The organism is Ruegeria sp. AA6 (genome assembly GCF_056542865.1).
The window spans coordinates 308,069-331,360 of the sequence record NZ_JBQGAN010000001.1 but is presented as its reverse complement, the minus strand read 5'-3'; the positions used below and the strand labels follow the sequence as shown (position 1 = coordinate 331,360).

Genomic DNA, 23,292 nt, shown 5'->3' with positions numbered 1-23,292 from the left:
CGCGCTTCAGACGCCCGTCGCGGGGATGCCTGTCCGTTCCACTGGTCGTGGCGCAGTTAGTTCCTTCCACGTACTCAGCGCCTTGTTTACATGCCCATTCGGCTCACGCGCCACGAACTCACCATGTCCTTCCTGAGTGCGGATTTCACCGTCATGCACCGCCACCTGTCCCCGGGTCAGAGTAAACCGCGGCAAACCCTTGACCTCTTTGCCTTCAAACACGTTATAGTCGATCGCAGATTGCTGTGTATCGGCGCTGATCGTCTTGGTCTTTTCGGGATCCCAGACAACGATGTCCGCATCCGCGCCAACTAGAATTGCGCCTTTTTTCGGATAGCAATTCAATATCTTGGCGATGTTCGTCGAAGTGACCGCGACAAATTCGTTCATAGTCAACCGCCCCGTGTTCACGCCGTGCGTCCATAGCATCGGCATCCGGTCTTCCAGCCCTCCTGTCCCGTTCGGAATCTTGGTGAAATCCCCAACTCCGTACCGTTTCTGCTCGGTCGTGAAGGCGCAGTGATCGGTCGCCACAACACTCAGCGTGCCGGAATGCAACCCGTTCCACAAGCTGTCCTGATGTTGCTTGTTTCGGAACGGCGGGCTCATAACCCGCCGTGCGGCATGATCCCAATCCTGATGGAAATACTCACTCTCATCCAGCGTCAGGTGCTGGATCAGAGGTTCGCCCCAAACACGCTTGCCGTTCATCTTGGCCCGCCGGATGGCCTCATGCGCTTCTTCGCAAGAAGTATGCACGACGTACAGAGGAACACCGGCCATATCCGCAATCATGATGGCACGGTTGGTCGCCTCGCCCTCCACTTGCGGCGGACGGGAATAGGCATGCGCCTCGGGACCAGTATTGCCCTCAGCCAGTAACTTGGCGCTCAACTCGGCCACCACGTCACCGTTTTCGGCATGAACCATGGCTATACCGCCCAGCTCAGCCAAGCGCTTAAAAGAGGCAAATAACTCATCATCATTCACCATCAACGCACCTTTGTAGGCCATGAAGTGCTTAAAGGTATTGATGCCTCGTGTCTCGATCACCGTCTTGATGTCATCGAACACCTGCTCTCCCCACCAGGTCACGGCCATGTGGAACGAATAATCGCAATTCGCGCGGGTCGACTTGTTATCCCAGCGTTTCAAAGCGTCCAGCAAACCCTCGCCGGGATTTGGCAGCGCAAAATCCACCACCATGGTGGTACCGCCCGCCAAGGCCGCCCGTGTCCCACTTTCGAAATCATCGCTGGAGTACGTTCCCATAAACGGCATTTCCAGATGCGTATGCGGATCAATCCCGCCCGGCATGACATAACACCCAGTTGCGTCCAGCTCTTTGTCACCTTTCAGGTCCATCCCGATTTCGGTGATCACACCACCTTCGACCAACACATCCGCCTTATAAGAAAGATCGGCGGTCACGACGGTTCCGTTCTTGATAACAGTGCTCATTTTAGTCTCCCTGACGCGGTCTGCGCCGCTTGCTTCATCTGGCTAAAAATACCTCGGGGGAGTCGCCCAGCGGGCGACGGGGGCAGAGCCCCCTATTCCACGATCTCAGCCGTCTCGACGACTGCGTGAAACAGAACATCCGCCCCGGCGGCAGCCCAATCCTTGCTGATCTCTTCCGCCTCATTGTGGCTCAGCCCATCGACACAAGGGCACATCACCATTGCGGTCGGCGCCACGCGGTTGATCCAGCACGCATCATGCCCCGCGCCCGAAATGATGTTTCGATGGGAATATCCCAACCTCTCTGCCGCATCGCGAACAGCCGCAACGCAGCCTTCATCGAATTTTACCGGATCAAACCCGCCAACTTTCTCAAACGCGATATGCAAATCCATTTCATTGACGATGTCCTGCGCAGCTACGCGCAACCGGCTCTCCATATCCGTGATCACGTCCAGTTCGGGTGAGCGGAAATCGACAGTAAACACAGCCTTGCCCGGTATCACGTTGCGTGAGTTCGGAAACACCTCAATATGCCCCGCCGCACCTACAGCATGCGGCGCGTGCGACCAGGCGATCTCATCTACTTTCTCAAGAATCCGCGCCATTGCCAGCCCAGCATTCTTGCGCATCGGCATCGGTGTCGAGCCGGTATGGGCATCCTTGCCGGTCACGGTGATCTGGGTCCAACTCAAACCCTGACCATGAGTTACAACGCCGATATCCTTGCCTTCCGCTTCAAGGATTGGCCCCTGTTCGATATGCAGCTCAAAGAAAGCGTGCATCTTGCGGGCACCAACCTCTTCGTCCCCGCGCCAACCAATGCGTTGTAATTCATCGCCGAACTTCTTGCCCTCGGCATCCTCACGGTCATAGGCCCAGTCCTGCGTGTGCATTCCCGCAAACACACCCGAGGACAACATCGCAGGCGCATAACGCGTCCCCTCTTCATTGGTCCAGTTGGTTGCCACGATCGGATGTTTGGTCTTGATGCCTAAATCGTTCAGAGTTCGGATGATCTCCAATCCACCTAGCACGCCCAGAACACCGTCATATTTACCACCGGTTGGCTGGGTATCCAGATGCGAGCCCACATAAACCGGCAGCGCGTCGGGGTCTGTGCCTTCCCGACGGGCAAACATATTCCCCATCTGGTCCAACCCCATGACGCATCCTGCTTCCTCGCACCATTTCTGGAACAGCGCGCGACCTTCAGCATCTTCATCTGTCAGGGTCTGGCGATTATTTCCGCCCGCAACACCGGGACCTATCTTGGCCATCTCCATCAGGCTATCCCACAACCTGTCGCCATTGATCCTGATGTTCTGCGCCGGAGCCGCCATCTTATTCTTCCCTGTTGCTTGCGATTTAGCTCGCTTTTGGTGCCTTGATTTGACCAACTGGTCAAACTCACGCTATCACGGGTTCGTCACCAGTCAAGAAATTGCAGAGCGCAGTCCAAAATTTTGGCCTATTCAGCGACTGCTTGCCGGAAAAAGAGACAGCCTGAAAACATGCCCAAAGACCGCGCCCCAACCAGAATTCAGAAAAAGAACCGCGCCGCGATTCTCGAGGCTGCCCTGAACGTGTTTTCCGCGCACGGGTTCCGCGGTGCAACCGTTGACCAAATCGCCACCGAAGCCGGGCTGAGCAAGCCGAACCTTCTGTATTACTTTCCATCCAAAGAGGCGATCCACACCGCGCTTTTGTCCGGCCTGCTGGAAACATGGTTGGCCCCCTTGCACGATCTGGATGCCAACGGCGACCCGATGGAGGAAATCCTGTCCTACATTCGCCGCAAACTGCAGATGAGCCGCGAATTGCCACGCGAAAGCCGCCTTTTTGCAAATGAGTTGGTGCAGGGGGCACCCCGAATTCACGATTCCTTATCTAGCGACCTGAAGTTATTGGTTGACGAAAAAACCGCGATTCTGACCGGTTGGATGGACCAGGGCAAAATCACGCAACTGCACCCCCATCACCTGATTTTCTCGATCTGGGCACTGACGCAGCACTATGCCGATTTCGATGTACAGGTACGTGCGATCTTGGGTGAAGAAGACCCTTTCGAAGGTGCCGAGCCGTTTATTGATACGCTCTACCGCAAACTGCTGACACCATAAGAAAAAAGGGGCCTCATTTTGGCCCCTTCTTGTTTTCCCTGATCACTTTATTCGGCAGCCTTCGCCATTGGATTGTTCGGGTGCGTCGTCCAGTTCGCATAGTCTGGCTGCACCTCTAATCCGGTGCGCGGATCGACCTCTCCAGCCGCCATTGGCTCCATAGTGATACATCCTTCGACCGGGCAGACATCGACGCATAGATTGCAGGCGACGCATTCGTCATCCATGACCTCGAACACGCGATCTTCCGACATTGAGATTGCCTGATGACTGGTGTCCTCACACGCGGCATAGCAGCGGCCACACTTGATGCACTGGTCCTGATCAATCTTGGCCTTGGCCACGTAGTTCAAGTTCAGATACTGCCAGTCCGTCACGTTCGGCACCGCAAGCCCGACGATCTCCGACACATCTTTGAAGCCCTTGTCATCCATCCACTTGGACAGACCGGCGGTCAGCTCGTCGATGATCTTGAACCCATAGGTCATTGCAGCGGTACAGACCTGCACAGTGCCGCAACCCAACGCCATGAACTCTGCCGCGTCACGCCAAGTGGTTACGCCGCCGATGCCCGAGATCGGTAGACCATGCGTCGCCTGAGCCCGCGAAATCTCGGACACCATCGACAGAGCGATCGGCTTCACCGCCGGGCCGCAATAGCCACCATGGCTGCCCTTGCCGTCGATCGACGGCTCGGGGCTGAACGTGTCCAGGTTGACACTGGTAATCGAATTGATCGTGTTGATCAGCGACACTGCATCCGCACCACCGTTTTTCGCGGCTTCGGCGGGCTTGCGGATATCGGTAATGTTCGGTGTCAGCTTCACGATGACCGGGCGATCATAGTATTGCTTACACCAGCGGGTCACCATCTCGATATATTCCGGCACCTGCCCCACGGCCGACCCCATGCCGCGCTCACTCATCCCGTGCGGGCAGCCAAAGTTCAGCTCAATCCCATCCGCGCCGGTCTCGGCCACACGTGGTAGGATGGCTTTCCATGCCTCCTCCTCACATGGAACCATGATCGAGGCGATCAGCGCACGGTCCGGGTAGTCGGACTTGACCCGCGCCATTTCTTCAAGATTCACCTCAAGCGGGCGGTCGGTAATCAGTTCGATGTTGTTCAAACCCAACAACCGCCGATCCGCACCATAGATCGCACCATAGCGTGGCCCATTTACATTCACGACCGGAGGACCTTCGGACCCCAGCGTTTTCCACACAACACCGCCCCATCCGGCCTCGAATGCGCGACGGACGTTATACTCCTTGTCGGTTGGCGGCGCCGAGGCCAGCCAGTACGGGTTCGGGCTTTCGATACCCAGAAAGTTTGTCTTCAAATCAGCCATTTATCCGGCCTCCCTGATGCAGATCAGCATCTTCATCTTTTCACAAATACTCACAGCGCAACCAGGCGGCTATGCGCTCAGGCTCGAGTGAATATCCATCGCGGCATCACGGCCCTCGGCCACGGCGGTCACGGTCAAGTCTTCTCCGCCCGCAGCACAGTCGCCCCCGGCCCAAACACCGGCCATCGAAGTGCGTCCATCCCCGGTCACAGCGATCTTGTTGCCATCCAGTTCCAGACCCTCCGGCGCGCCCTCAAGTTTTTGACCGATCGCCTTGAGCACCTGATCTGCAGCCAAACGGATCGTCTCACCGGTTCCGGTCAACTGACCGTTACGGCTGGTAGTATACTCCAATTCGATCTCGACCGCTGCTCCGTTTCCATGCACAGCGACGGGTTGCACATTGGTCATGATCTTGACGCCATGCGAAGCCGCCAAATCCTGCTCATAGCGGCTGGCTCCCATCGCATCGCGATCACGGCGATAGGCGATGGTCACGTGCTCTGCCCCCAGCAGCTTGGACTTCACCGCTGCGTCCACGGCGGTCATACCACCGCCGATGACGACCACGTTGCGCCCCACTGGCAGGTTCGCCAAATCAGAAGCCTGACGCACGTCCGAGATGAAATCGACGGCAAACCGCACTCCGTCCTTCTCGACCCCATCCGTCCGCAATGCGTTTACCCCGGCCAAGCCAATGGACAGGAAGACGGCATCGTAGTTCTCAACCAAACCGTCCAGCGAGATACCCTCGCCCAGTGCCGAACCGGTCTCAATGGTGATGCCGCCGATTTTCAAAAGCCAATCCACTTCGGCTTGGGCAAAGTCGTTGGTCGATTTATAGGCGGCGATGCCATATTCGTTCAAACCGCCGGGCTTGGGCTTGCTTTCGTGGATCACCACGTCATGTCCGAACATCGCCAAACGGTGCGCACAGGCCAGCCCCGCTGGTCCTGCCCCGATCACGGCGATTGTCCTGCCTGTCGGTGCGGCGCGCTCAAACGGGTGATCTTCTGCGACCATCACGCTGTCGGTCGCATAACGTTGCAGGCGGCCAATCTCGACCGGAGCACCCTCGGCAGCTTCGCGCACGCAGGCCTCTTCGCACAAAGTTTCGGTCGGGCAAACGCGGGCGCACATGCCGCCCAGAATGTTCTGCGCCAAAATGGTCTCGCCCGCAGCTTCGGGTTGTCCGGCCTGAATCTGACGCATGAACAGCGGAATATCGATATCCGTCGGACAGGCCGTTACACACGGCGCGTCATAGCAGAAATAACACCGATCCGCTGCCACGGCGGCCTCATGTGCGGCCAGTGGCGGATGCAGATCCGTGAAATTCGAGGTCAGCTCATCGCTGGAAAGCCGCCCGGAGACAATGCCGGGGGCCATCTGGCCCTGTGCCATCGCTCTACTCCCTGTAGATATGTTTGTTATGGCCTCAGCTTGCCACAATCTGATTTTTTATCAATTGGTAAAATTTAGAAAATCACCAAAAACTCAAATTCCCTGACCTTTTCGGTCGTTAATCGGCTAAAAACGCCCGTTTTTCTGGCAACGGACGAACACAAACCACCGTAGGCATACATGTACGCGCCTTGATCGACCAAAGTTTCACCATTTTGCAAAGTTCTCCATCTGGTTTTGACGGGCCAATCCGAGTGCTGTAGGTCCAAGATACCCCGAGCAGCGCCGGTCAGCGGCCAATACCCGAAAGTCAACCGATGCAGGCCAGCCCTTTGAAGTTCAACATCGTCATCATCGGGCAAAACAACCGCCTGCAATACGAAGCACTTCTGTTTGCTGCATCCCTGCGCCACAGCTCTCCGCATTTCTCAGGCCGCTTGTTCGTGGCCGTGCCGCAACCCGGCCCACAATGGGAGCAAGACCCCAGCATCCAGAATGAGGACGTACTGAAAGCTCTGAAACAGTTGGACGCGGAAATCCTGCCCTTTGAAAATCATGTGTTTGGTCAGGGCTATCCGTATGGAAATAAGATCGAAGCATTGACAGCCCTGCCCGAAGGCGAACCCTTTGTCTTTTTTGACAGCGATACGCTGATCACTGGGGACTTGGCATCGGTCCCCTTCGATTTCGACCGCCCCGGCGCCTCGCAAAAGGTCGAGGGCACTTGGCCGAAACCCACGCTCTATGGCCCAGGTTTCGATGGCATCTGGCGCGCGCTGTACCACCGGTTTGGGCTGGATTTCGAAAGTTCCCTGGATACCAGCCAGCCGGTCGATTATTGGCGGCGGTACTTATACTTCAACGCGGGCTATTTCTTCTATTCCTGCCCGCACCAGTTCGCAGAGCGGTTCTTGAATTTTGCCCGCACAATCCGAGATGAAGAAATCCCGGAGCTGGCAGGACAGAACCTTGATCCCTGGCTGGATCAGGCAACGTTGCCGCTGGTCATTCATTCCTTCGGCGGGGGGCGCGATGCCATTCCTCCCGGCATGCTCGATGGTTTGGTCAGCTGTCACTACCGCCTCTTTCCGCTGCTTTACGCCCGCGAAAGCGACCATGTGGTCGAGGTGTTGGAAACCGTCGTGGCACCCAACCGTATCAAGAAGGTGCTTAAAGGGTATGACCCGATCAAAAAGCTGGTTCTGCAACGCAAGGGCCACAAGATCCGTGATCTGTTCGACCGCAATAACCTGCCACAGCGCGAGCAGGCCATTCGAAACACGATCCGCAACAACGGCCTGTGGATGCGCTGACAGGATTGTTGTGCGAAGGCCCTCAATCGCCTAGAGATTCTGCAACATACATTCCAACAGGAGATTTTGACGATGTCTGACGGCCCCACTTACGGTTTTGATACGCTGCAAATTCACGCGGGCGCACGGCCTGATCCCGCAACAGGCGCGCGTCAGACTCCGATCTATCAAACAACGGCTTACGTATTCCGTGATGCTGATCACGCAGCCGCCTTGTTCAACCTGCAAGAGGTCGGCTTCATCTATTCCCGCCTGACCAACCCAACGGTGGCCGTTCTGCAGGAACGCATTGCCACGCTTGAGGGTGGCGTAGGTGCGGTGTGCTGTTCTTCAGGCCACGCGGCGCAGATCATGGCGCTGTTCCCGCTAATGGGTCCGGGCTGCAACGTGGTTGCCTCGACCCGTCTGTATGGCGGTACAGTCACGCAGTTCAGCCAGACCATCAAACGGTTCGGTTGGTCGGCCAAGTTCGTGGACACCGACGATCTGGATGCTGTGAAAGACGCCATCGACGAAAACACCCGCGCGGTGTTCTGTGAATCCATCGCCAACCCTGGCGGCTACGTCACCGATATTCGCGCTTTGGCGGACGTTGCAGACGCGGCGGGCATTCCGCTGATCGTCGACAACACCTCGGCCACACCGTACCTGTGCCGCCCGATCGAACATGGCGCGACGCTGGTCGTGCACTCGACGACCAAGTACCTGACCGGCAACGGCACCGTTACCGGCGGCTGCATTGTGGATTCGGGCAAGTTCGACTGGTCGGCGAATGGAAAATTCCCATCGCTCAGCGAACCGGAACAAGCTTATCATGGGCTGAAATTCCATGAAACCTTTGGGCCGTTGGCCTTCACCTTCCACGGTATTGCCATTGGTCTGCGGGACCTTGGCATGACAATGAACCCACAGGCTGCGCACTACACTTTGCTAGGGATCGAGACCCTTTCCTTGCGGATGGAGCGTCACGTAGAAAACGCACAGAAAATCGCCGCCTGGCTCGAGGCGGATGACCGCATCGAATACGTCACCTACGCCGGATTGCCCTCGTCTCCGTATCACGAACGGGTTAAGGCGCAATACAAGAAGGGTGCCGGTGCGCTGTTCACCTTTGCCGTCAAAGGTGGCTATGACGCCTGCATCAAGCTGGTCAACGCGCTTGAGATCTTCAGCCACGTCGCCAATCTGGGCGATGCCCGGTCGCTGATCATCCACTCAGCCTCGACCACGCACCGTCAGTTGACCCCAGAACAGCAAGAGGCCGCAGGTGCTGGTCCCGGCGTCGTTCGTGTGTCCATCGGGATTGAAGATGCTGATGACCTGATCGCCGATCTGGATCAGGCGCTGGCCAAAGCCACGGCCTGAGTCATGAGCGAGCACGACACCAACGATCTGGGTCAACCCATTGGCTTGCCGGTCTCGGGCCACTTCCCTCGCCCGACCCCGCCTTATACGCCGATGGAGGGCCATTATTGTTCCGTAGTGCCGCTAGACGTTAACAGGCACGCACCCGGTCTGTACCGGGCGTTTGCCAACGATACAGGCGGTCGCAACTGGACCTATCTGCCGTATGGGCCATTCAGTTCTGAGCAAGAGTTCGAGGATTGGACACGCGCAACCTGTATGGACGCAGACCCGATGTTCCACACGGTTCTGGACAGCAATGAAACACCGGTCGGAATGGCTTCGTTCCTGCGAATCGAACCAGCGGCAGGTGTGATCGAGGTGGGCCATATCCACTTTTCACCCCTATTGCAGCGCAGCCCGCAATCGACCGAGACCATGTTCCTGATGATGCGCCGCGTCTTCGACGAGCTGGGATATCGTCGGTATGAATGGAAATGCGACGCGCTGAACGCCGCATCGTGCCGTGCGGCGGAAAGGCTGGGCTTTACCTTCGAAGGCATCTTTCGACAGGCCACCCACTACAAGGGTCGCAACCGGGATACGGCTTGGTATTCGATCCTCGACGCTGAATGGCCGCGCATTAAAGCCGCGTTCGAAGCCTGGCTTTCGCCGGACAATTTCGACCAGACGGGCCAGCAACGGGAACCGCTGATGGCCCGCGATCAAAGCAAGGGATCAGTCAGCAATCCCGAATTCCATCGACACGTGGGTCGAGACTGAAACCTCGCCCCCTGCCACAGGAACGCCACCGCCTTCAGCCATAGCCATGGCGCGCATCTGCGGTGCTGGGCGAACCCCGCCGGACTGCTCACTAATCTGCTGAACCTCACCCAAAGTCACATTGGCCGCCTGCGCCAGTTGCTCGGCCTTTGCAGTCGCATCGGCCACGGCCTTGGCACGAGCCTGCACCTGCAGCGGCTTGGGGTCCTGCACACCAAAGTTTAGACCACCAAAATTGTTCGCCCCGTCCTGAATGACCGCATCCATGATTGTGCCCAATTGTGCCAGATCACGAACCCGAACCTGAACATTGTTAGATGCGACAAAGCCGGAAATCTCAGGCCGTTCCCCATTTGAATTGTTGTGTCCCGACCAGACCGGAGACAACGAAAGATCGCGGGTTTGAACGTCTCGCGCTTCGACCCCCATGTCCTCCAGCCGCTTCAGAATCTGAGCAACGGCATCGGATGTCGCCTGCATTGCATTTGACGCCTGCGGGTCTTCGTTAGTCACACCCAATGTGATGGTTGCCATGTCCGGCATGGCCTCAACGGTGCCGACCGCATCCACGGTGATGCGACGTTCTTCCGCATGGGCTATCCCCGCAGCGGTCACGGCCATCATGGCGGCCAAAAAAGCAATTTTCTTCAAGGTCTTCCCTCCCATTTCTCTCATTTAAACATGGTGACGCCGAAGTTCATCAAACAAGGGGAATATCCGGCTTTTTCTTTCCCTCGGCGGGTTCCTGCTTTAATGTCGGCCTGCGGACGGAAACCCGTTTGCATTGATGCTGACAATTATGGTTCCTCGGGAATATGAAACCCGCCTTTGCGCTGTCTTTTTCTGCAACCGGAATATCTGTGCACCACCAATCGGACGACGATTGGTTTTGCATTGGTGAGGTTGCTCTGGACGCGCCTGACCTGAATGAACAATTGCACGCATTGCGGGACCAGGCCTTTGCGTTGGAAAACAACCTGAACTGCAAGCTTGTTATTCCAGACGATCAGGTCCGCTTCTTGTCTTCGGAAACGGACGGACAACCGCCCGAGGAAAGCGCAAGACTGTTGCAGGCGGAACTGGCCAAGGCCACACCGTATTCGATCGACGAGTTGGTCTTTGATTCCGCCACCGTCGGCACCACCACTTACGTGGCCGCCATCACACAGCAGACATTGCACGAAGCCCGCGAGTTCGCATCCGAGCACGGGTTTATTCCCGTCCAGATCACCGCTCAGTCTGATCCTGACGTTTTCCCAAACGAACCTCAGTTTATCACGTCTGACACCGCGGTTTCTGCGGCGGCGGTCATCGCGGAAACGACAACGGCAGAAGCCGTCGATACTGCCCCGGAGGCCCACCCCATTGCCGATATGACGCCTTCGGAAGTTTTCGGATCGGCACCGGACGCAGGCGCCCGTGCCGAAACGGCCAAGGATGCGTCTGCCAAACGATACGTGGTTCCGGCAGCAGCTATTTTGGTCCTTGTGGCCGTACTCGGTGTCTGGACGCTGACCGGTTCTGACAGCACCGAGCAAACCGCCCCGCAGGTGGCCCAAACGGAAGACGACCCATTTGAACCGGAAGTTGAACCCGACACCGTAGCGCAGCAGTCCTCAGAAATAGAAACTCCCCTTCTTGAAGCGCCTGAAGAGGCAGCAGAAATCGCATCTTCGCAGCCGGACGAATCCGATTTGGCCCAACCTGATCTGTCGCCTACGGATGCCGCGATTCTCGAAGCATTGAACATCGCGCCATCGGTCGTTGACGAGGTTCCCCGCGATCCGGAAACAGAAGCGACATCATCGCAACCTGGCGTTGTCGTTTCGGTACCCGACCCATTGGTGGCCCCAGCCCCTGCCCCCGATGACGAGCCATATCTGGCATCGGTTGACAATTCTGACCTGTCAAATGACGCAATTGCGCTCCCCCCGAGCGAGAGTTTCGCCACCGACGCCCCATTTGAGCAGGTCGCGTTACCCGGCACCGCCGGCACCCGGTTCGAACTGGATGAGCGCGGATTGGTTACGCCCAGTGTCAAGGGCACTCTGAACCCTGCTGGGGTTACGGTCTACCTCGGGCGACCGGTAAAAGTGCCGCCAGAACCGCCTGTGCGTTTCGAACAGGAACCTACGCCTGAGGACGCTTTGGACAGGCTGGCCGAGTTGCGCCCCAAACTACGGCCCAAAGACCTGACGGAACGGTTCGAGCGGCAACAACTGGGCGGTCGAACGCGTGAGGAACTTGCGGGTCGACGCCCCAAGCTGCGTCCCGCATCCTTGCAGCAAGAAGAAATAGACTACACTCCGACTGCTCTGGCTGTAGTTCGCGTCCCACGCCCTAAGCCGCGCCCTGCAGGGCTGGCTCCATCCCCGGGCACCCAAACCACCAACCTCGGTTCCACGGCGGCCATTGCACAGGACGAGGCCGGATCGTTCCAGCCCAGGGCTGTCGCGCCCAAAATCCCGTCATCTGCTTCTGTCGCGCGGCAGGCCACGATCGACAATGCCCTTAACCTGCGCAAACTGAATCTGATCGGGGTCTATGGCACGCCCGCCAATCGCCGGGCCTTGGTACGGTTGCCCAGCGGTCGATACAAAAAGCTGAAGGTCGGGGACCGTCTGGATGGCGGCAAGGTTATTGCCATTGGCGATACCGAGCTTCGCTATCAGAAGAAAGGCAGGAACGTGACGCTGAAAATGCCACGCAGTTGAAGGTTCGGGCGAGCACCTACGCCCAAACCACTTCAAGTTACACGATCAAGCCGCTGAAATCTCACCACTTTCAATCTGCTCACGCTCGATGGATTCGAACAGAGCCTGAAAGTTTCCCTCGCCGAACCCATCGTCGCCTTTGCGCTGAATGAACTCGAAAAAGATCGGACCAATCACTGTTTTCGAGAAGATTTGCAGCAGAATTCTGGTCTCACCGCCGTCCAGAACGCCTTCGCCATCAATCAGGATGCCGTGTTTCATCATACGGTCCAGCGGCTCTTCGTGATCTGCAACACGATCCTTGGACATATCGTAATAGGTCTGGTTCGGACCGGGCATGAATTTCAGCCCTTTTTTGGCAATCGCGTCGGTCGAAGCATAGATGTCCTCGCTGCCCACAGCGATATGCTGAATCCCCTCACCCTTGTACTTGTTGAGGTATGATACGATCTGCCCGGTCTCTCCCCGATCTTCGTTGATTGGAATACGGATACGGCCGCAGGGCGATGTCAGGGCGCGGCTATAAAGGCCGGTGTATTTGCCCTGAATGTCAAAAAACCGAATTTCGCGGAAGTTGAACAGTCGTTCGTAGAACTTGAACCACTTGTCCATATTCCCGCGATAGACGTTATGCGTCAGGTGATCGAGGTAGTAGAACCCGTCTCCGCGCGGCTTGGATTTTGTGGTCCAGGTGAACTCGTGATTATAGGGCGAGGTGTCATGATATTGGTCGATGAAATAGATCAGCGAGCCACCTATTCCCTTGATCGCCGGGACATCCATTGTCTTGTCTGTTGTGTCATAGGGTTCTGCGCCTTTGGCGACCGCATGCTCATACGCCTTTTGCGCATCAACCACACGCCAACCCATGGCCGAGGCACATGGGCCGTGCTCATCCACAAAACGCGCAGCAAAGCTGTCAGGGTCGGAGTTGAGGATGTATGTCACATCGCCTTGCTGCCACAACTCGATGGCTGGCTTGTCCTTGTGGTGTGCAACCTTTTCGAATCCCATCTTCGCAAACAGATCACGCAGTTCCTGCGGTTCAGGGTGGGCAAACTCCACAAACTCAAAGCCGTCCGTGCCGACGGGGTTTTCCTTGCTGATGACAGATTTCGGGGCGTTATGAGGGAATGGGCCCATGGCGCGTCTCCTAAAAACAGGAATTTCTTTGCTGATTCAAAAATACTCCTTATCCAGCGCTGTTTCTGCGCATAGTTTTGCTGTAAACTGTCATTAAACGCGCAAACCCCGCATCGTTTCGACAAATCCTGGAGAAACTCCGCACATGCTGGATTCCACCGACATGCGCCTACTGTCTGCCTTGCAGGTGGACGCTCATCTGACGGCGCATCAGCTGGGCGAGATGTTGAATCTGTCGCCCAGCCAGGCCGGTCGGCGGCGGCAACGGCTTGAGGCCGAGGGTTACATCACCGGCTATGCCGCGCGTTTGGACCCGCTGAAACTTGGGCTACATGTTCAGGGATTCGTTCAGGTGCATCTGGGCACACATGGCCCCGAGCAATCCGAAAGTTTTGCCCGGATGGTAGACACGCGTCCCGAGATCACAAGCGCCTGGACGATGACCGGAGAGGCAGACTATCTGCTGCATGTCTATTGCGACGATCTAGCCGCGCTCAATCGCTTGCTTCATCAGGTGATACTGCCGCATCCTGCGGTGGCACGGGTTCAAAGCCAGATCGTGATGGACCAACTGAAACGCGACGCCCCTTTGCCCACCTGACCTGACCGAAAGGACCGACATGGACGATTTCCTCTACCAGGCTTCGATCTATCTGGCTGCTGCCGTGATCGCCGTGCCGTTATCGGCCCGTCTGGGGTTGGGATCAGTGCTGGGCTATCTTGCCGCTGGCATCATCATCGGCCCTGTGTTCGGTTTGGTCGGAGCAGAGACGGAAAGCCTGCAGCATGTGGCCGAGTTTGGCGTTGTCATGATGCTATTCCTGATTGGGTTAGAGCTGGAGCCACGCGCCCTGTGGGACATGCGTGACAGGTTGCTCGGTCTTGGGGGCTTACAGGTCGGGCTATCGACCGCAGCTATCGCCTGTGTCGCCATGTACGCGAACCATCCTTGGTCCGTGGCGCTGGCCGTTGGATTGACCTTGTCCCTGTCGTCAACGGCAATCGTGCTGCAAACCCTTTCAGAAAAGGGTTTGATGCAGACAAACGGAGGCCGCGCCACATTCTCGGTGCTGTTGACGCAGGATATTGCGGTGATTCCCATTCTGGCGCTGCTGCCACTTCTGGCCCTACCAGCGATGCCGCATTTGGAAGCCGACGGTTCGATTGACCGAGGCGTAAAAGATCTGCAGGACACGGCGCATCACAGCCTGTCTTTGGTCGATGGGCTGCCCGGCTGGGCCGTCACCCTTGTTACGATCGGTGCGATCGCCTTTGTCATCCTGGCAGGTGTTTATCTGACACGTCCCCTGTTTCGCTTTATCCACGCCACACGCCTGCGCGAAATGTATACCGCGCTGGCGCTGATGATCGTGGTCGGTATTTCCTTCCTGATGACCCTTGTGGGACTGTCCCCCGCATTGGGCGCATTTCTTGCAGGCGTTGTGCTGGCAAGCTCGGAATTCCGGCACGAGATGGAAAGCGACCTTGAGCCGTTTAAAGGGCTATTCCTTGGCCTGTTCTTCATCACGGTCGGCGCAGGAATTGACGTCGGTTATTTCTTCAATGACCCGCTAGAGCTGGTTGGTTTGGCGCTTCTCGTGATCCTGACAAAAGGGATCATCCTGTTTTTGGTCGGGCGGGCGTTTAAGCTTCGCGGCCGGGATCACTGGTTGTTTACCCTGGGTCTTGCTCAGGCGGGTGAGTTTGGCTTTGTCCTCCTGGCCTTTTCTACACAACAGAACGTCATCCCGCCTGACTTGTCGCAAAAGTTGCTGATGATCATTGCCCTGACAATGCTCATCACTCCGCTTTTGTTCATCATCTACGACCTCCTGTCCCGGCGGATCAGTGAAGGCGCGCCGCAACACGAACCAGATGAGATTGACGAAAAAGGCCCGGTAATCATCGCGGGCATCGGGCGCTTTGGGCAGATTGTAAACCGACTGGTTCGCGCCAGCGGATTCAAAACCGTGGTTCTAGACCACGACATTGAAACCATCCAGTTGATGCGTCGCTTTGGGGTCAAAGGGTTTCTGGGCGATCCCACCCGGCCAGAATTGCTGCGCGCTGCGGGGCTGGAAAAAGCCTCGGTTCTGGTTGCTGCGATGGATGATCCAAAGACCGTGACACGTCTGGTCAGCTTTGCCCGGCGCCAGCGCCCGGATCTGCACATCATCGCCCGCGCCCATGACCGAACACACGTGTATGAGCTGTATCAGGCAGGCGCCAACGACATCGTGCGTGAAATGTTCGACAGCTCACTGCGGGCTGGTCGCTATGTTCTCGAAAACATTGGCCTTAGTGAATACGAAGCCGCGCAAGCCGAGCAAACTTTCTATCACCATGACCGAGCGTCGATCCGAGATCTGGCCGAGTTGTGGATACCCGGCATGCCTACGGCAGAGAACAAAAAATACATCGAACGCGCCCAGCAATTCGAGAAGCAACTCGAAACCGAACTGCTGGAACTGGCCGAAAAGCACGCGCAGAAATCAGCCTGACCCCGGATACGGATCAGGCTGATTTTTTACCCGTCCGCAACTCCGGCCTCGGCAAAGGTTGCCATGCCAGAATGGCACGCAACCGCGCTTTTCAGAATATTGATAGCCAATGCCCCGCCCGAGCCCTCACCCAGTCGCAGGCCAAGGTTCAGCAAGGGCTGTTTGCCCAGTTTTTCCAACACCGCACCATGGGCGCCTTCGGCGCTTTGGTGCCCCGCCACGGCATGATCCAGTGCCTCGGCAGAGATATTTGCCAGACAGGCGGCCGCTGCCGAGCAAATGAAGCCATCCAGAATGACCGGAATTCGAAGAACGCGCGCGGCTGCAATGGCGCCGGCCATGGCCGCGATCTCACGCCCTCCCAGACAGCGCAAAATGTCCAGCCCGTCACCTGCGTCGGCATGAAGTGCCACGCCTTCGGCGACCACGCGGGTTTTGTTGACCAAACCGGCGTCATCCACTCCGGTGCCACGGCCGGTCCAATCCGCTGCTTCTCCGCCGAACAACGCGCAGGCAATCGCAGCGGCCGGGGTGGTATTGCCGATACCCATTTCTCCGACCACAAGAAGGTCTGCCTTTGCGTCGACGGCATTCCAACCCGTGCGCAAAGCCTGCAGCAATTCGTCCTCGGTCATTGCCGGGCCAGCCGTAAAATCGGCAGTTGGGCGATCCAGTTCCAAAGCATGCACATCCATCGTAGCGCCTGCAGCTTTGGCAAGCTGATTGATCGCAGCGCCCCCATGTTCGAAATTCATCACCATCTGCACGGTCACTTCGGGCGGAAAGGCCGAAACCCCTTGCGCGGTAACGCCGTGGTTTCCGGCAAACACGATGACCTGCGGCGCGGTAATCTGCGGGCGCGCATCCCCACGCCAGCCAGCATACCAGATCGCCAAATCCTCAAGTCTTCCCAGCGCACCCGGGGGTTTGGTCAACTGTCCATTGCGGTCAGCCGCTCCTTGCAGCGCGGCGTCGTCCGGGGCCGGAGCTTGGCTCAGGGCATCGCGGAAGGTTTTTAGATCAATAAGTTCAGGCAGCATCCAAAGCCTCGTTGCATCAGAGTGGTCCTGTGTGTTTAACCGAAGCGTCCAATCCAACAAGACCCGGAAAGGCGCGGAAGTGCACAAAAACGACACCAAACTGTTTTCCGCGTGGGATATCCCGCTGGCGCTGGTTCTATTGACCCGCCTGCCGGTGCCGCGCCTGCCCGAAAAGGTCTTTGCACGACAGGCCGCCGCCGCTTGGGCTTTTCCCATAGTTGGGCTTGTCGTGGGCTTTCTGGCATGCGCAATCGGATGGGTCGCGATGAGCCTTGGCTTACCTGCACCGGCTGGCGCAGTCCTGTTGCTTTCTGTTCTCATCGTGACGACAGGCGCCATCCACGAGGATGGCTTGGCCGACACGGTCGACGGTTTCTGGGGCGGGTTCACGCGGGAACGCCGGTTGGAAATCATGAAGGACAGCCACATCGGGACCTACGGCGTTCTGGCGTTGATCCTGTCTCAGCTGTTGCGCGTCACTTTAGTTGCAGCACTTTTGGCGACCGGTGATTACGCGGCGATTCTGGTTGCCTGCGTACTGTCGCGTGCCTTTATGCCAGTTTTGATGAATGCGCTGCCCAACGCCCGAAAAAGCGGGCTGAGTCACTCGGTTGGCGGACCAAGCGCCCGCACGGTCATCGCAGGTTTTTTGCTTGCTGTGCTGGGCAATGTGCTCTTGATCGGATTCGCAGGTCTTTTTCCCTTAATAATTGCAGCCATAGTTGTAGCCGCATTGGCCGGCGTCGCACGGGCGAAGATTGGCGGACAGACCGGAGACGTACTGGGCGCAACGCAGCAATTGGCGGAACTCACGGTCCTCTTGTCGGCAGTTGCCGCGCTTTAGGCTGTGCCACCCGTTTCGATCCGCAAGGTTTCGCCACAATGCTTGCAATGCACAGCGTCAGGATCATGGCGGTACAGGCCGCAGTTTGGGCACTTGTGCCGTACTTTCTGTGGCATGAAGATCGCCTGCGCCAGTCGCACAAACAAAGCCACACCGACGACCATGATGAAAACCGAGAAAAGCTTTCCTCCGGGAGTCGCCAACGTGATGTCTCCAAAACCGGTCGTGGTCAGCGTCGCCATCGTGAAATACAGCGCGTCGATATACGCGTGCGGGCTGTCGTCTGGAATGAAAAATACAAGTACCGCGGTCGAGGTCGCGAAGACGAATACAAGCAGGTTAATAGCCGCAATCACTGCGTCCTCGTGGGTTCGAAAGAACTGACTGTCACGCCGCAAATCCCGCAACAGGTGATACGAGTGGATCAGTCGCAAAGCCCGCAGAATACGCACAAAGGCCAAGTTTCCGGGTAAAAACGGTTCAAGAAGCAAGGAAGCGATTACGACGATGTCGGCCATCGTGTAGATTTTACGGAGTAGCTTCCAACGGTCTTTCGCAATCCAAAGCCGCGCCAGAAAATCCAGAAGGATCACAAACCCGACGCACAGGCTTGCGATGGTGATCCCAGGACCATGCGGCACGTTCGCAGTCGCCACAAAAAATATGATGGACGCCGCATCAAACAGGATCAGGCAATAGCGGAACCAGACCGAAATCGGGTCATGCGCGACGTACAGAAACTTGACGGTTTGCTTTACTTTGACCATGTATCCGCCTCTAGCTGTTGGAAAATTAGCGGCAAATACGGATTTCACCAAGGGCAGACACGAAAAAGGCCGCCCCTTTTAGGAGCGGCCCCAATCATACGATTGACAGTGATCAGGCTGCGCGCGAGGTCAGAACTTCATCTACCTGCTTGGCAGCCGAAACCTCACCAGCGCCGGACACAGCAGCAACCTCGCGGGTCAAACGCTCTAGGGCGGCTTCGTACAACTGACGCTCAGAATAGCTCTGCTCGCGCTGATCATCAGTGCGGTGCAGGTCGCGGACCACTTCGGCGATCGAGATCAGATCGCCTGAGTTGATCTTTTGCTCGTATTCCTGCGCCCGGCGAGACCACATAGCGCGTTTGACCTTGGCTTTGCCTTTCAGTGTTTTCATCGCCTGACTGATGACGTCGGGTGAGCTGAGTGACCGCAGACCGGATTCGGTGACTTTGTTGGTCGGCACCCGCAGGGTCATCTTGTCTTTTTCAAAGGAGATGACGAACAGCTCGAGCGAATATCCCGCGACTTCCTGCTCTTCGATCGAGATGATCTGACCCACGCCATGCGCAGGGTAAACAACATAGTCATTCGGGCGGAACTCAAGCTTTTTCGACTTAGACATACAGGTTCATCCTTGGTTACAGAGCGAGACATGGACCACAAAAAACCGATGCCGGAGCCATGATCGGCCCCGTCAGGCGGTTGATCTGTCAAAAATTTAGAACTCCAAAGCAAACATACTTACGGAGCACATCCCCATCTCATTCATCATTCAGCTTAGTATTATATCACAAATTTACGACGCCTGAAAGGTCACGCCCACCATCAGCCGTGAAACCTTATGTTTTTCAAAGCACTGTAACCTGTTTCTACACCTAAACCGTTAAGTTCAGTGAGCGAATCGCTTAGCCACCTTCACCGGGGGCTTCGGAGAAATACTTCTCCATCTTGCCCTCTTCACCGTCGCGTTCCTCGGCTTCTGGCAGCGGGTCTTTCTTGGTCACGATGACAGGCCACTGTTCCGAATACTTCCGGTTGAACTCGACCCATGGCTCCATTCCCGGCTCAGTGTCGGGGCGGATAGCGTCGGCGGGACATTCAGGTTCGCACACGCCGCAGTCGATGCATTCATCGGGGTGAATGACCAGCGTGTTCTCACCTTCGTAAAAGCAGTCCACCGGGCATACTTCGACGCAGTCGGTGTATTTGCAGCCAATGCAGTTTTCGGTGACAACATAGGTCATAGTCGGAATCCCATATACGGTTTGGGCGTGTAGCTAATCCAGTATTATACCGTCTTCAAGGGCGGATCAGCCCTTAGAGGTGCGAGAAAGATCAAGCGCGCGTCGATCTTTCTTAGTCGGACGACCTTTTCCCTCGAAACCGGGGTTTTTAGGAGGCGCTTCCTTATTTTCCGTCATATCGAAGTACAACGTCTGCGCCTCAGGCGCGGGACCACGGCGCTCGCCAAGATTTTCCACCCGCACAACCCGCACAATTCGCCCTTGCGGGAAGGTCAGGACATCTCCGGGTGCCACGGCCTGCGCCGGTTTCAGCACCCGGTTTCCATTCAGTCGCACGTGGCCGCCGCTGACCTGCTTGGCGGCCAGGCTGCGGGTCTTGAAGAACCGCGCCTGCCACAGCCATTTGTCGATCCGCAGCTTGGCGTCAGCCATCGGCGTTTAGTTACCGTCCTTCAAACCCATCAGCGCTGCTGCGAACGGGTTATCGGGGTCGATCGCCTTTTCTTTCTTGGGCGGACGGGACGAGAAGGTCTTGGCCCCTTGCGGTTTGCCGCCCTTCTTGCCCTGTGGCTTGCCGCGACCGTCCTGGGGTTTGCCACGCGGCTTGCCCTTGCCCTGCCCTTGCCGCTGGTCGCGACGCGGACCACGGTTCTGTTGGCGCTGGCGCCCCCATGTGAAGGTGTAGAAAACCTCAACCTCGGGTTCTGCCGCCGCCGGAGCCTCGGCTGCTGCCTCGGTGCTTTCGGTAGCCTCGGCTGACGCCTCGGCGGGTGCGGCGACCTCTTCGGTTGCCGCTTCGGGGGCCGGGGTTTCTTCGGCGGCAGGTTGATCAGCCGCATCAGCGGCAGGTGCCTCGACCGGCGCCGACTTGACCTTTTCACGCTCACCGCGCTCGGCCTTGTAGCCCAGTCCCTGCATCAGGTCAGCGAACTGTTCCAGCGTCATACCTGTGATCGAGAGCATGTCGGGCTTGGCTTCAAACCCGCCCCGGCTGTCTTCGGCGCGCAGCATGTCAGCCAGACGCTCCAGCATGTCGATTCGGATCGAGCGGTCGCCCGCATCGCGGTAACCGCACATTGTGTCGTAGCCTTCCGGCGCATCCTTGGCGACGGGCACGGTGACCAGACCCGGAGGCGGCGCTTCGGGGAATTCCTGCAGCCCATTCGCCAAAGCCCACAGAACCAGACGCAGGCGCGTCGGGGCGGGTTTCAGCAACAGCGGCATAAAGATAGTGAACTGACCAAAGCGAATGCCATGTTTACGCAGCGCGCCGCGGGCATCCTGATCCAGATCCTTAACCTCTTGCGCAACGCCCGCGCGGGGCAGAACGCCCAGCGATTCGACCATGCGGAAGGCAAAGCCCTTGGCGAGACCGGACAATTCTTCATCGCGCGACAGGTTCAGCAGCGGCTCGAATAGCGCGGCTACCTTGCGGTCGATGAAATGCTGCAGGCGACGCTGCACTTTCTGCTCGACATCCGGCCCTGCGGCCTCGTCCACAAAAACCTCGACCATCGGCTTGAGAGGCTCTGCCCCGGCAACAAGTTTGCCGACGGCATATTCGCCCCACATCAGGCCACCCTGATCGGTGAAATCAATCTCGGTATCGGGTGCATTGTAGAAGCGGTCTGCGCGCAGATGGAATTGCGGCGCGAGGGCTTGCAGGGACGCCGATTTCAAAGCTTTCGCCTCGGTTCCTTGCGCGCTTTTGTCCGGGCTGAACCGGAACCCTTCAAGACGACCGACGAATTCGCCTTCGACGGTCACTTCACCCTTGTCATTTACTTCGGCCAAAAGGGCCTCCTTCTGCTTGAGCCGGCGCAGCAACACAGATGTGCGCCGGTCCACAAATCTTTTGGTCAGTCGGTCATGTAATGCGTCCGACAGCCTGTCTTCTACAGTGCGCGTTTCGTCACGCCAATGTGATTCGTCGCGCACCCAGCCATTTCGCTGCGCAACATATGTCCAGGTGCGAATATATGCCAACCTTTTGGACAGCGCATCAATATCCCCGTCTGTTCTGTCAATCCGGCGGATTTGCCGCGCCATGAAGTCATCTGGGATCAAGCCGCGTTCATGCAAGTGGCCGTAGATCGCTTCGAGCAGGCTTGCGTGCTCGGCGTGGCTGATGCCACGAAAATCGGGAATTCGGCACACATCCCACAGCAAACGGATGGATTGCGGGTCACTGGCGCGGGCCGCAACCTCGGTCACTTGCGACAGCGACTTCAGCACGTTCAGATCGTCAGCAGGCCGTGCTTTAATCAGATGTTCGTCGTTCGGGCTGACCTCAAGCGAGTCGATCAGCGCCTCGACCGAACCGAACCGCAAAGCGGCGTTCCGCCAGTTCAGCTTTTTCATCGGCGAAAAGCGGCTATCCATGATCGCCTGTGCCACACCTTCATCCAGTGGCGGGGCCTCTCCGGTCACGCCAAAGGTGCCGTCAGACATGCCGCGCCCCGCCCGTCCAGCGATTTGAGCCAACTCGTTGGGCGCAAGCGGGCGCATTCGGCGGCCGTCAAATTTGCTGAGGGACGAGAACGCCACGTGGTTCACATCCAAATTCAGGCCCATCCCGATGGCGTCGGTGGCGACGAGATAGTCCACCTCGCCATTCTGATACAGTTCGACCTGAGCGTTGCGGGTGCGTGGGCTAAGCGCGCCCATGACCACAGCCGCCCCGCCCTTTTGACGGCGCAACAGTTCGGCGATGGCATAGACGCTATCGACAGAGAACCCAACGATTGCGCTGCGAGCGGGCATGCGGCTGATCTTCTTGGACCCCGCATACACCAGTTGGGACATGCGTTCGCGCCGGGCAAACTGCGCTTCGGGCACCAGAGCCGCGATGGGTCCGCGCATCGTGTCGGCGCCAAGGAATAGCGTCTCGTTGGTGCCGCGCGCCCGCAGCAGACGGTCTGTGAAAACGTGCCCTCGTTCGGGGTCTGCGCAAAGCTGGATTTCGTCGATGGCTACGAAATCGGCGCCCATGCCTTCTGGCATCGCCTCAACCGTGCAAACCCAATACTGCGTACGCGGCGGAACGATCCGTTCCTCGCCCGTGACCAGTGCCACGACGGACGGGCCGCGAATGGCGACGATCTTGTCATAAACCTCACGCGCCAGCAGGCGCAGCGGCAGGCCGATCACGCCGGTCCGATACCCCAGCATCCGCTCGATCGCGTAATGCGTTTTTCCTGTGTTGGTCGGGCCGAGAACAGCCACGATTCGGGATGACCCGCTCACCTTTGCCCCCTGC

At 57.6% G+C, this 23,292-nt stretch carries 20 protein-coding genes; 8 read left to right on the top strand and 12 right to left on the bottom strand.

Going from position 1 to position 23,292, the window contains the following annotated elements:
• Positions 1-6: 6 nt before the first annotated feature.
• A complete protein-coding gene (gene hydA, locus ACR0LN_RS01500) occupies positions 7-1,461 on the bottom strand; it encodes a dihydropyrimidinase (protein ID WP_480427262.1) in 1,455 nt (484 codons plus the stop codon).
• A gap of 92 nt (positions 1,462-1,553) precedes the next feature.
• Entirely contained in the window at positions 1,554-2,804 is a 1,251-nt protein-coding gene (locus tag ACR0LN_RS01495) for a Zn-dependent hydrolase (RefSeq protein WP_480427260.1), read from the bottom strand.
• 171 nt (positions 2,805-2,975) lie between these two features.
• Between ACR0LN_RS01495 and ACR0LN_RS01490 the strand changes: the two genes are divergently transcribed.
• Complete coding sequence (locus ACR0LN_RS01490; protein ID WP_480427258.1) at positions 2,976-3,584, top strand: TetR family transcriptional regulator C-terminal domain-containing protein; 609 nt, start codon at positions 2,976-2,978, stop codon at positions 3,582-3,584.
• Positions 3,585-3,631: 47 nt separating this feature from the next.
• Here the strand turns inward: ACR0LN_RS01490 and preA are convergent, their stop codons facing one another.
• Together preA and ACR0LN_RS01480 are read right to left on the bottom strand one after the other, a co-directional pair.
• Positions 3,632-4,936 carry an NAD-dependent dihydropyrimidine dehydrogenase subunit PreA gene (preA, locus tag ACR0LN_RS01485; protein WP_480427256.1) on the bottom strand — a complete coding sequence of 435 codons (1,305 nt, stop codon included), beginning with the start codon at positions 4,934-4,936 and terminating at the stop codon, positions 3,632-3,634.
• Between the two features lie 69 nt (positions 4,937-5,005).
• Positions 5,006-6,340: an NAD(P)-dependent oxidoreductase gene (locus ACR0LN_RS01480; protein ID WP_480427255.1), complete on the bottom strand. Its 1,335-nt coding sequence runs from the start codon at positions 6,338-6,340 to the stop codon at positions 5,006-5,008.
• A gap of 317 nt (positions 6,341-6,657) precedes the next feature.
• On the opposite strand from ACR0LN_RS01480, the gene ACR0LN_RS01475 reads away from it, so the two are divergent.
• The 3 genes from ACR0LN_RS01475 to ACR0LN_RS01465 all read left to right on the top strand — a co-directional run bounded on the left by ACR0LN_RS01475 (position 6,658) and on the right by ACR0LN_RS01465 (position 9,780).
• Positions 6,658-7,653, top strand: a complete 996-nt coding sequence (locus ACR0LN_RS01475; protein WP_480427252.1) for a hypothetical protein — start codon at positions 6,658-6,660, stop codon at positions 7,651-7,653.
• A gap of 72 nt (positions 7,654-7,725) precedes the next feature.
• Positions 7,726-9,018 carry an O-acetylhomoserine aminocarboxypropyltransferase/cysteine synthase family protein gene (locus ACR0LN_RS01470; RefSeq protein ID WP_480427250.1) on the top strand — a complete coding sequence of 431 codons (1,293 nt, stop codon included), beginning with the start codon at positions 7,726-7,728 and terminating at the stop codon, positions 9,016-9,018.
• Between the two features lie 3 nt (positions 9,019-9,021).
• Positions 9,022-9,780 (top strand): GNAT family N-acetyltransferase, encoded by a 759-nt coding sequence (locus ACR0LN_RS01465; protein WP_480427249.1) that lies wholly within the window; start codon positions 9,022-9,024, stop codon positions 9,778-9,780.
• Here the strand turns inward: ACR0LN_RS01465 and ACR0LN_RS01460 are convergent.
• On the bottom strand, positions 9,736-10,431 hold the full coding sequence (locus ACR0LN_RS01460) for an SIMPL domain-containing protein (RefSeq protein ID WP_480427247.1): 696 nt from the start codon (positions 10,429-10,431) through the stop codon (positions 9,736-9,738). The genes ACR0LN_RS01465 and ACR0LN_RS01460 overlap by 45 nt on opposite strands.
• A 164-nt stretch (positions 10,432-10,595) precedes the next feature.
• On the opposite strand from ACR0LN_RS01460, the gene ACR0LN_RS01455 reads away from it, so the two are divergent.
• The gene (locus ACR0LN_RS01455; protein WP_480427245.1) at positions 10,596-12,494 is read left to right on the top strand and encodes a hypothetical protein; all 1,899 of its coding nucleotides are present in this window, start codon (positions 10,596-10,598) and stop codon (positions 12,492-12,494) included.
• A gap of 45 nt (positions 12,495-12,539) precedes the next feature.
• On the opposite strand, the gene hppD is transcribed toward ACR0LN_RS01455, so the two are convergent.
• A complete protein-coding gene (gene hppD / locus ACR0LN_RS01450) occupies positions 12,540-13,637 on the bottom strand; it encodes a 4-hydroxyphenylpyruvate dioxygenase (protein ID WP_480427244.1) in 1,098 nt (365 codons plus the stop codon).
• 145 nt (positions 13,638-13,782) lie between these two features.
• On the opposite strand from hppD, the gene ACR0LN_RS01445 reads away from it, so the two are divergent.
• Together ACR0LN_RS01445 and ACR0LN_RS01440 are read left to right on the top strand one after the other, a co-directional pair.
• Positions 13,783-14,238 (top strand): Lrp/AsnC family transcriptional regulator, encoded by a 456-nt coding sequence (locus tag ACR0LN_RS01445; RefSeq protein ID WP_480427242.1) that lies wholly within the window; start codon positions 13,783-13,785, stop codon positions 14,236-14,238.
• A 19-nt stretch (positions 14,239-14,257) separates the two neighbouring features.
• Positions 14,258-16,138: a monovalent cation:proton antiporter-2 (CPA2) family protein gene (locus ACR0LN_RS01440; RefSeq protein ID WP_480427241.1), complete on the top strand. Its 1,881-nt coding sequence runs from the start codon at positions 14,258-14,260 to the stop codon at positions 16,136-16,138.
• Positions 16,139-16,164: 26 nt separating this feature from the next.
• Here ACR0LN_RS01440 and cobT read toward each other — a convergent pair whose 3' ends face one another.
• Entirely contained in the window at positions 16,165-17,178 is a 1,014-nt protein-coding gene (cobT, locus tag ACR0LN_RS01435; protein ID WP_480427239.1) for a nicotinate-nucleotide--dimethylbenzimidazole phosphoribosyltransferase, read from the bottom strand.
• 79 nt (positions 17,179-17,257) lie between these two features.
• On the opposite strand from cobT, the gene cobS reads away from it, so the two are divergent.
• The gene (gene cobS / locus ACR0LN_RS01430) at positions 17,258-18,022 is read left to right on the top strand and encodes an adenosylcobinamide-GDP ribazoletransferase (RefSeq protein ID WP_480427237.1); all 765 of its coding nucleotides are present in this window, start codon (positions 17,258-17,260) and stop codon (positions 18,020-18,022) included.
• On the opposite strand, the gene ACR0LN_RS01425 is transcribed toward cobS, so the two are convergent.
• The 5 genes from ACR0LN_RS01425 to ACR0LN_RS01405 all read right to left on the bottom strand — a co-directional run bounded on the left by ACR0LN_RS01425 (position 18,019) and on the right by ACR0LN_RS01405 (position 23,279).
• Positions 18,019-18,789 carry an ion channel gene (locus ACR0LN_RS01425; protein ID WP_480427236.1) on the bottom strand — a complete coding sequence of 257 codons (771 nt, stop codon included), beginning with the start codon at positions 18,787-18,789 and terminating at the stop codon, positions 18,019-18,021. The genes cobS and ACR0LN_RS01425 overlap by 4 nt on opposite strands.
• A 112-nt stretch (positions 18,790-18,901) precedes the next feature.
• The gene (locus tag ACR0LN_RS01420) at positions 18,902-19,411 is read right to left on the bottom strand and encodes a CarD family transcriptional regulator (RefSeq protein WP_170381457.1); all 510 of its coding nucleotides are present in this window, start codon (positions 19,409-19,411) and stop codon (positions 18,902-18,904) included.
• Positions 19,412-19,694: 283 nt separating this feature from the next.
• Positions 19,695-20,033: a ferredoxin FdxA gene (gene fdxA, locus ACR0LN_RS01415; protein ID WP_480427233.1), complete on the bottom strand. Its 339-nt coding sequence runs from the start codon at positions 20,031-20,033 to the stop codon at positions 19,695-19,697.
• Between the two features lie 66 nt (positions 20,034-20,099).
• Positions 20,100-20,465 (bottom strand): RNA-binding S4 domain-containing protein, encoded by a 366-nt coding sequence (locus tag ACR0LN_RS01410; RefSeq protein WP_480427231.1) that lies wholly within the window; start codon positions 20,463-20,465, stop codon positions 20,100-20,102.
• A 6-nt stretch (positions 20,466-20,471) separates the two neighbouring features.
• Positions 20,472-23,279, bottom strand: a complete 2,808-nt coding sequence (locus ACR0LN_RS01405; RefSeq protein ID WP_480427228.1) for a helicase-related protein — start codon at positions 23,277-23,279, stop codon at positions 20,472-20,474.
• Between the last annotated feature and the right edge of the window lie 13 nt (positions 23,280-23,292).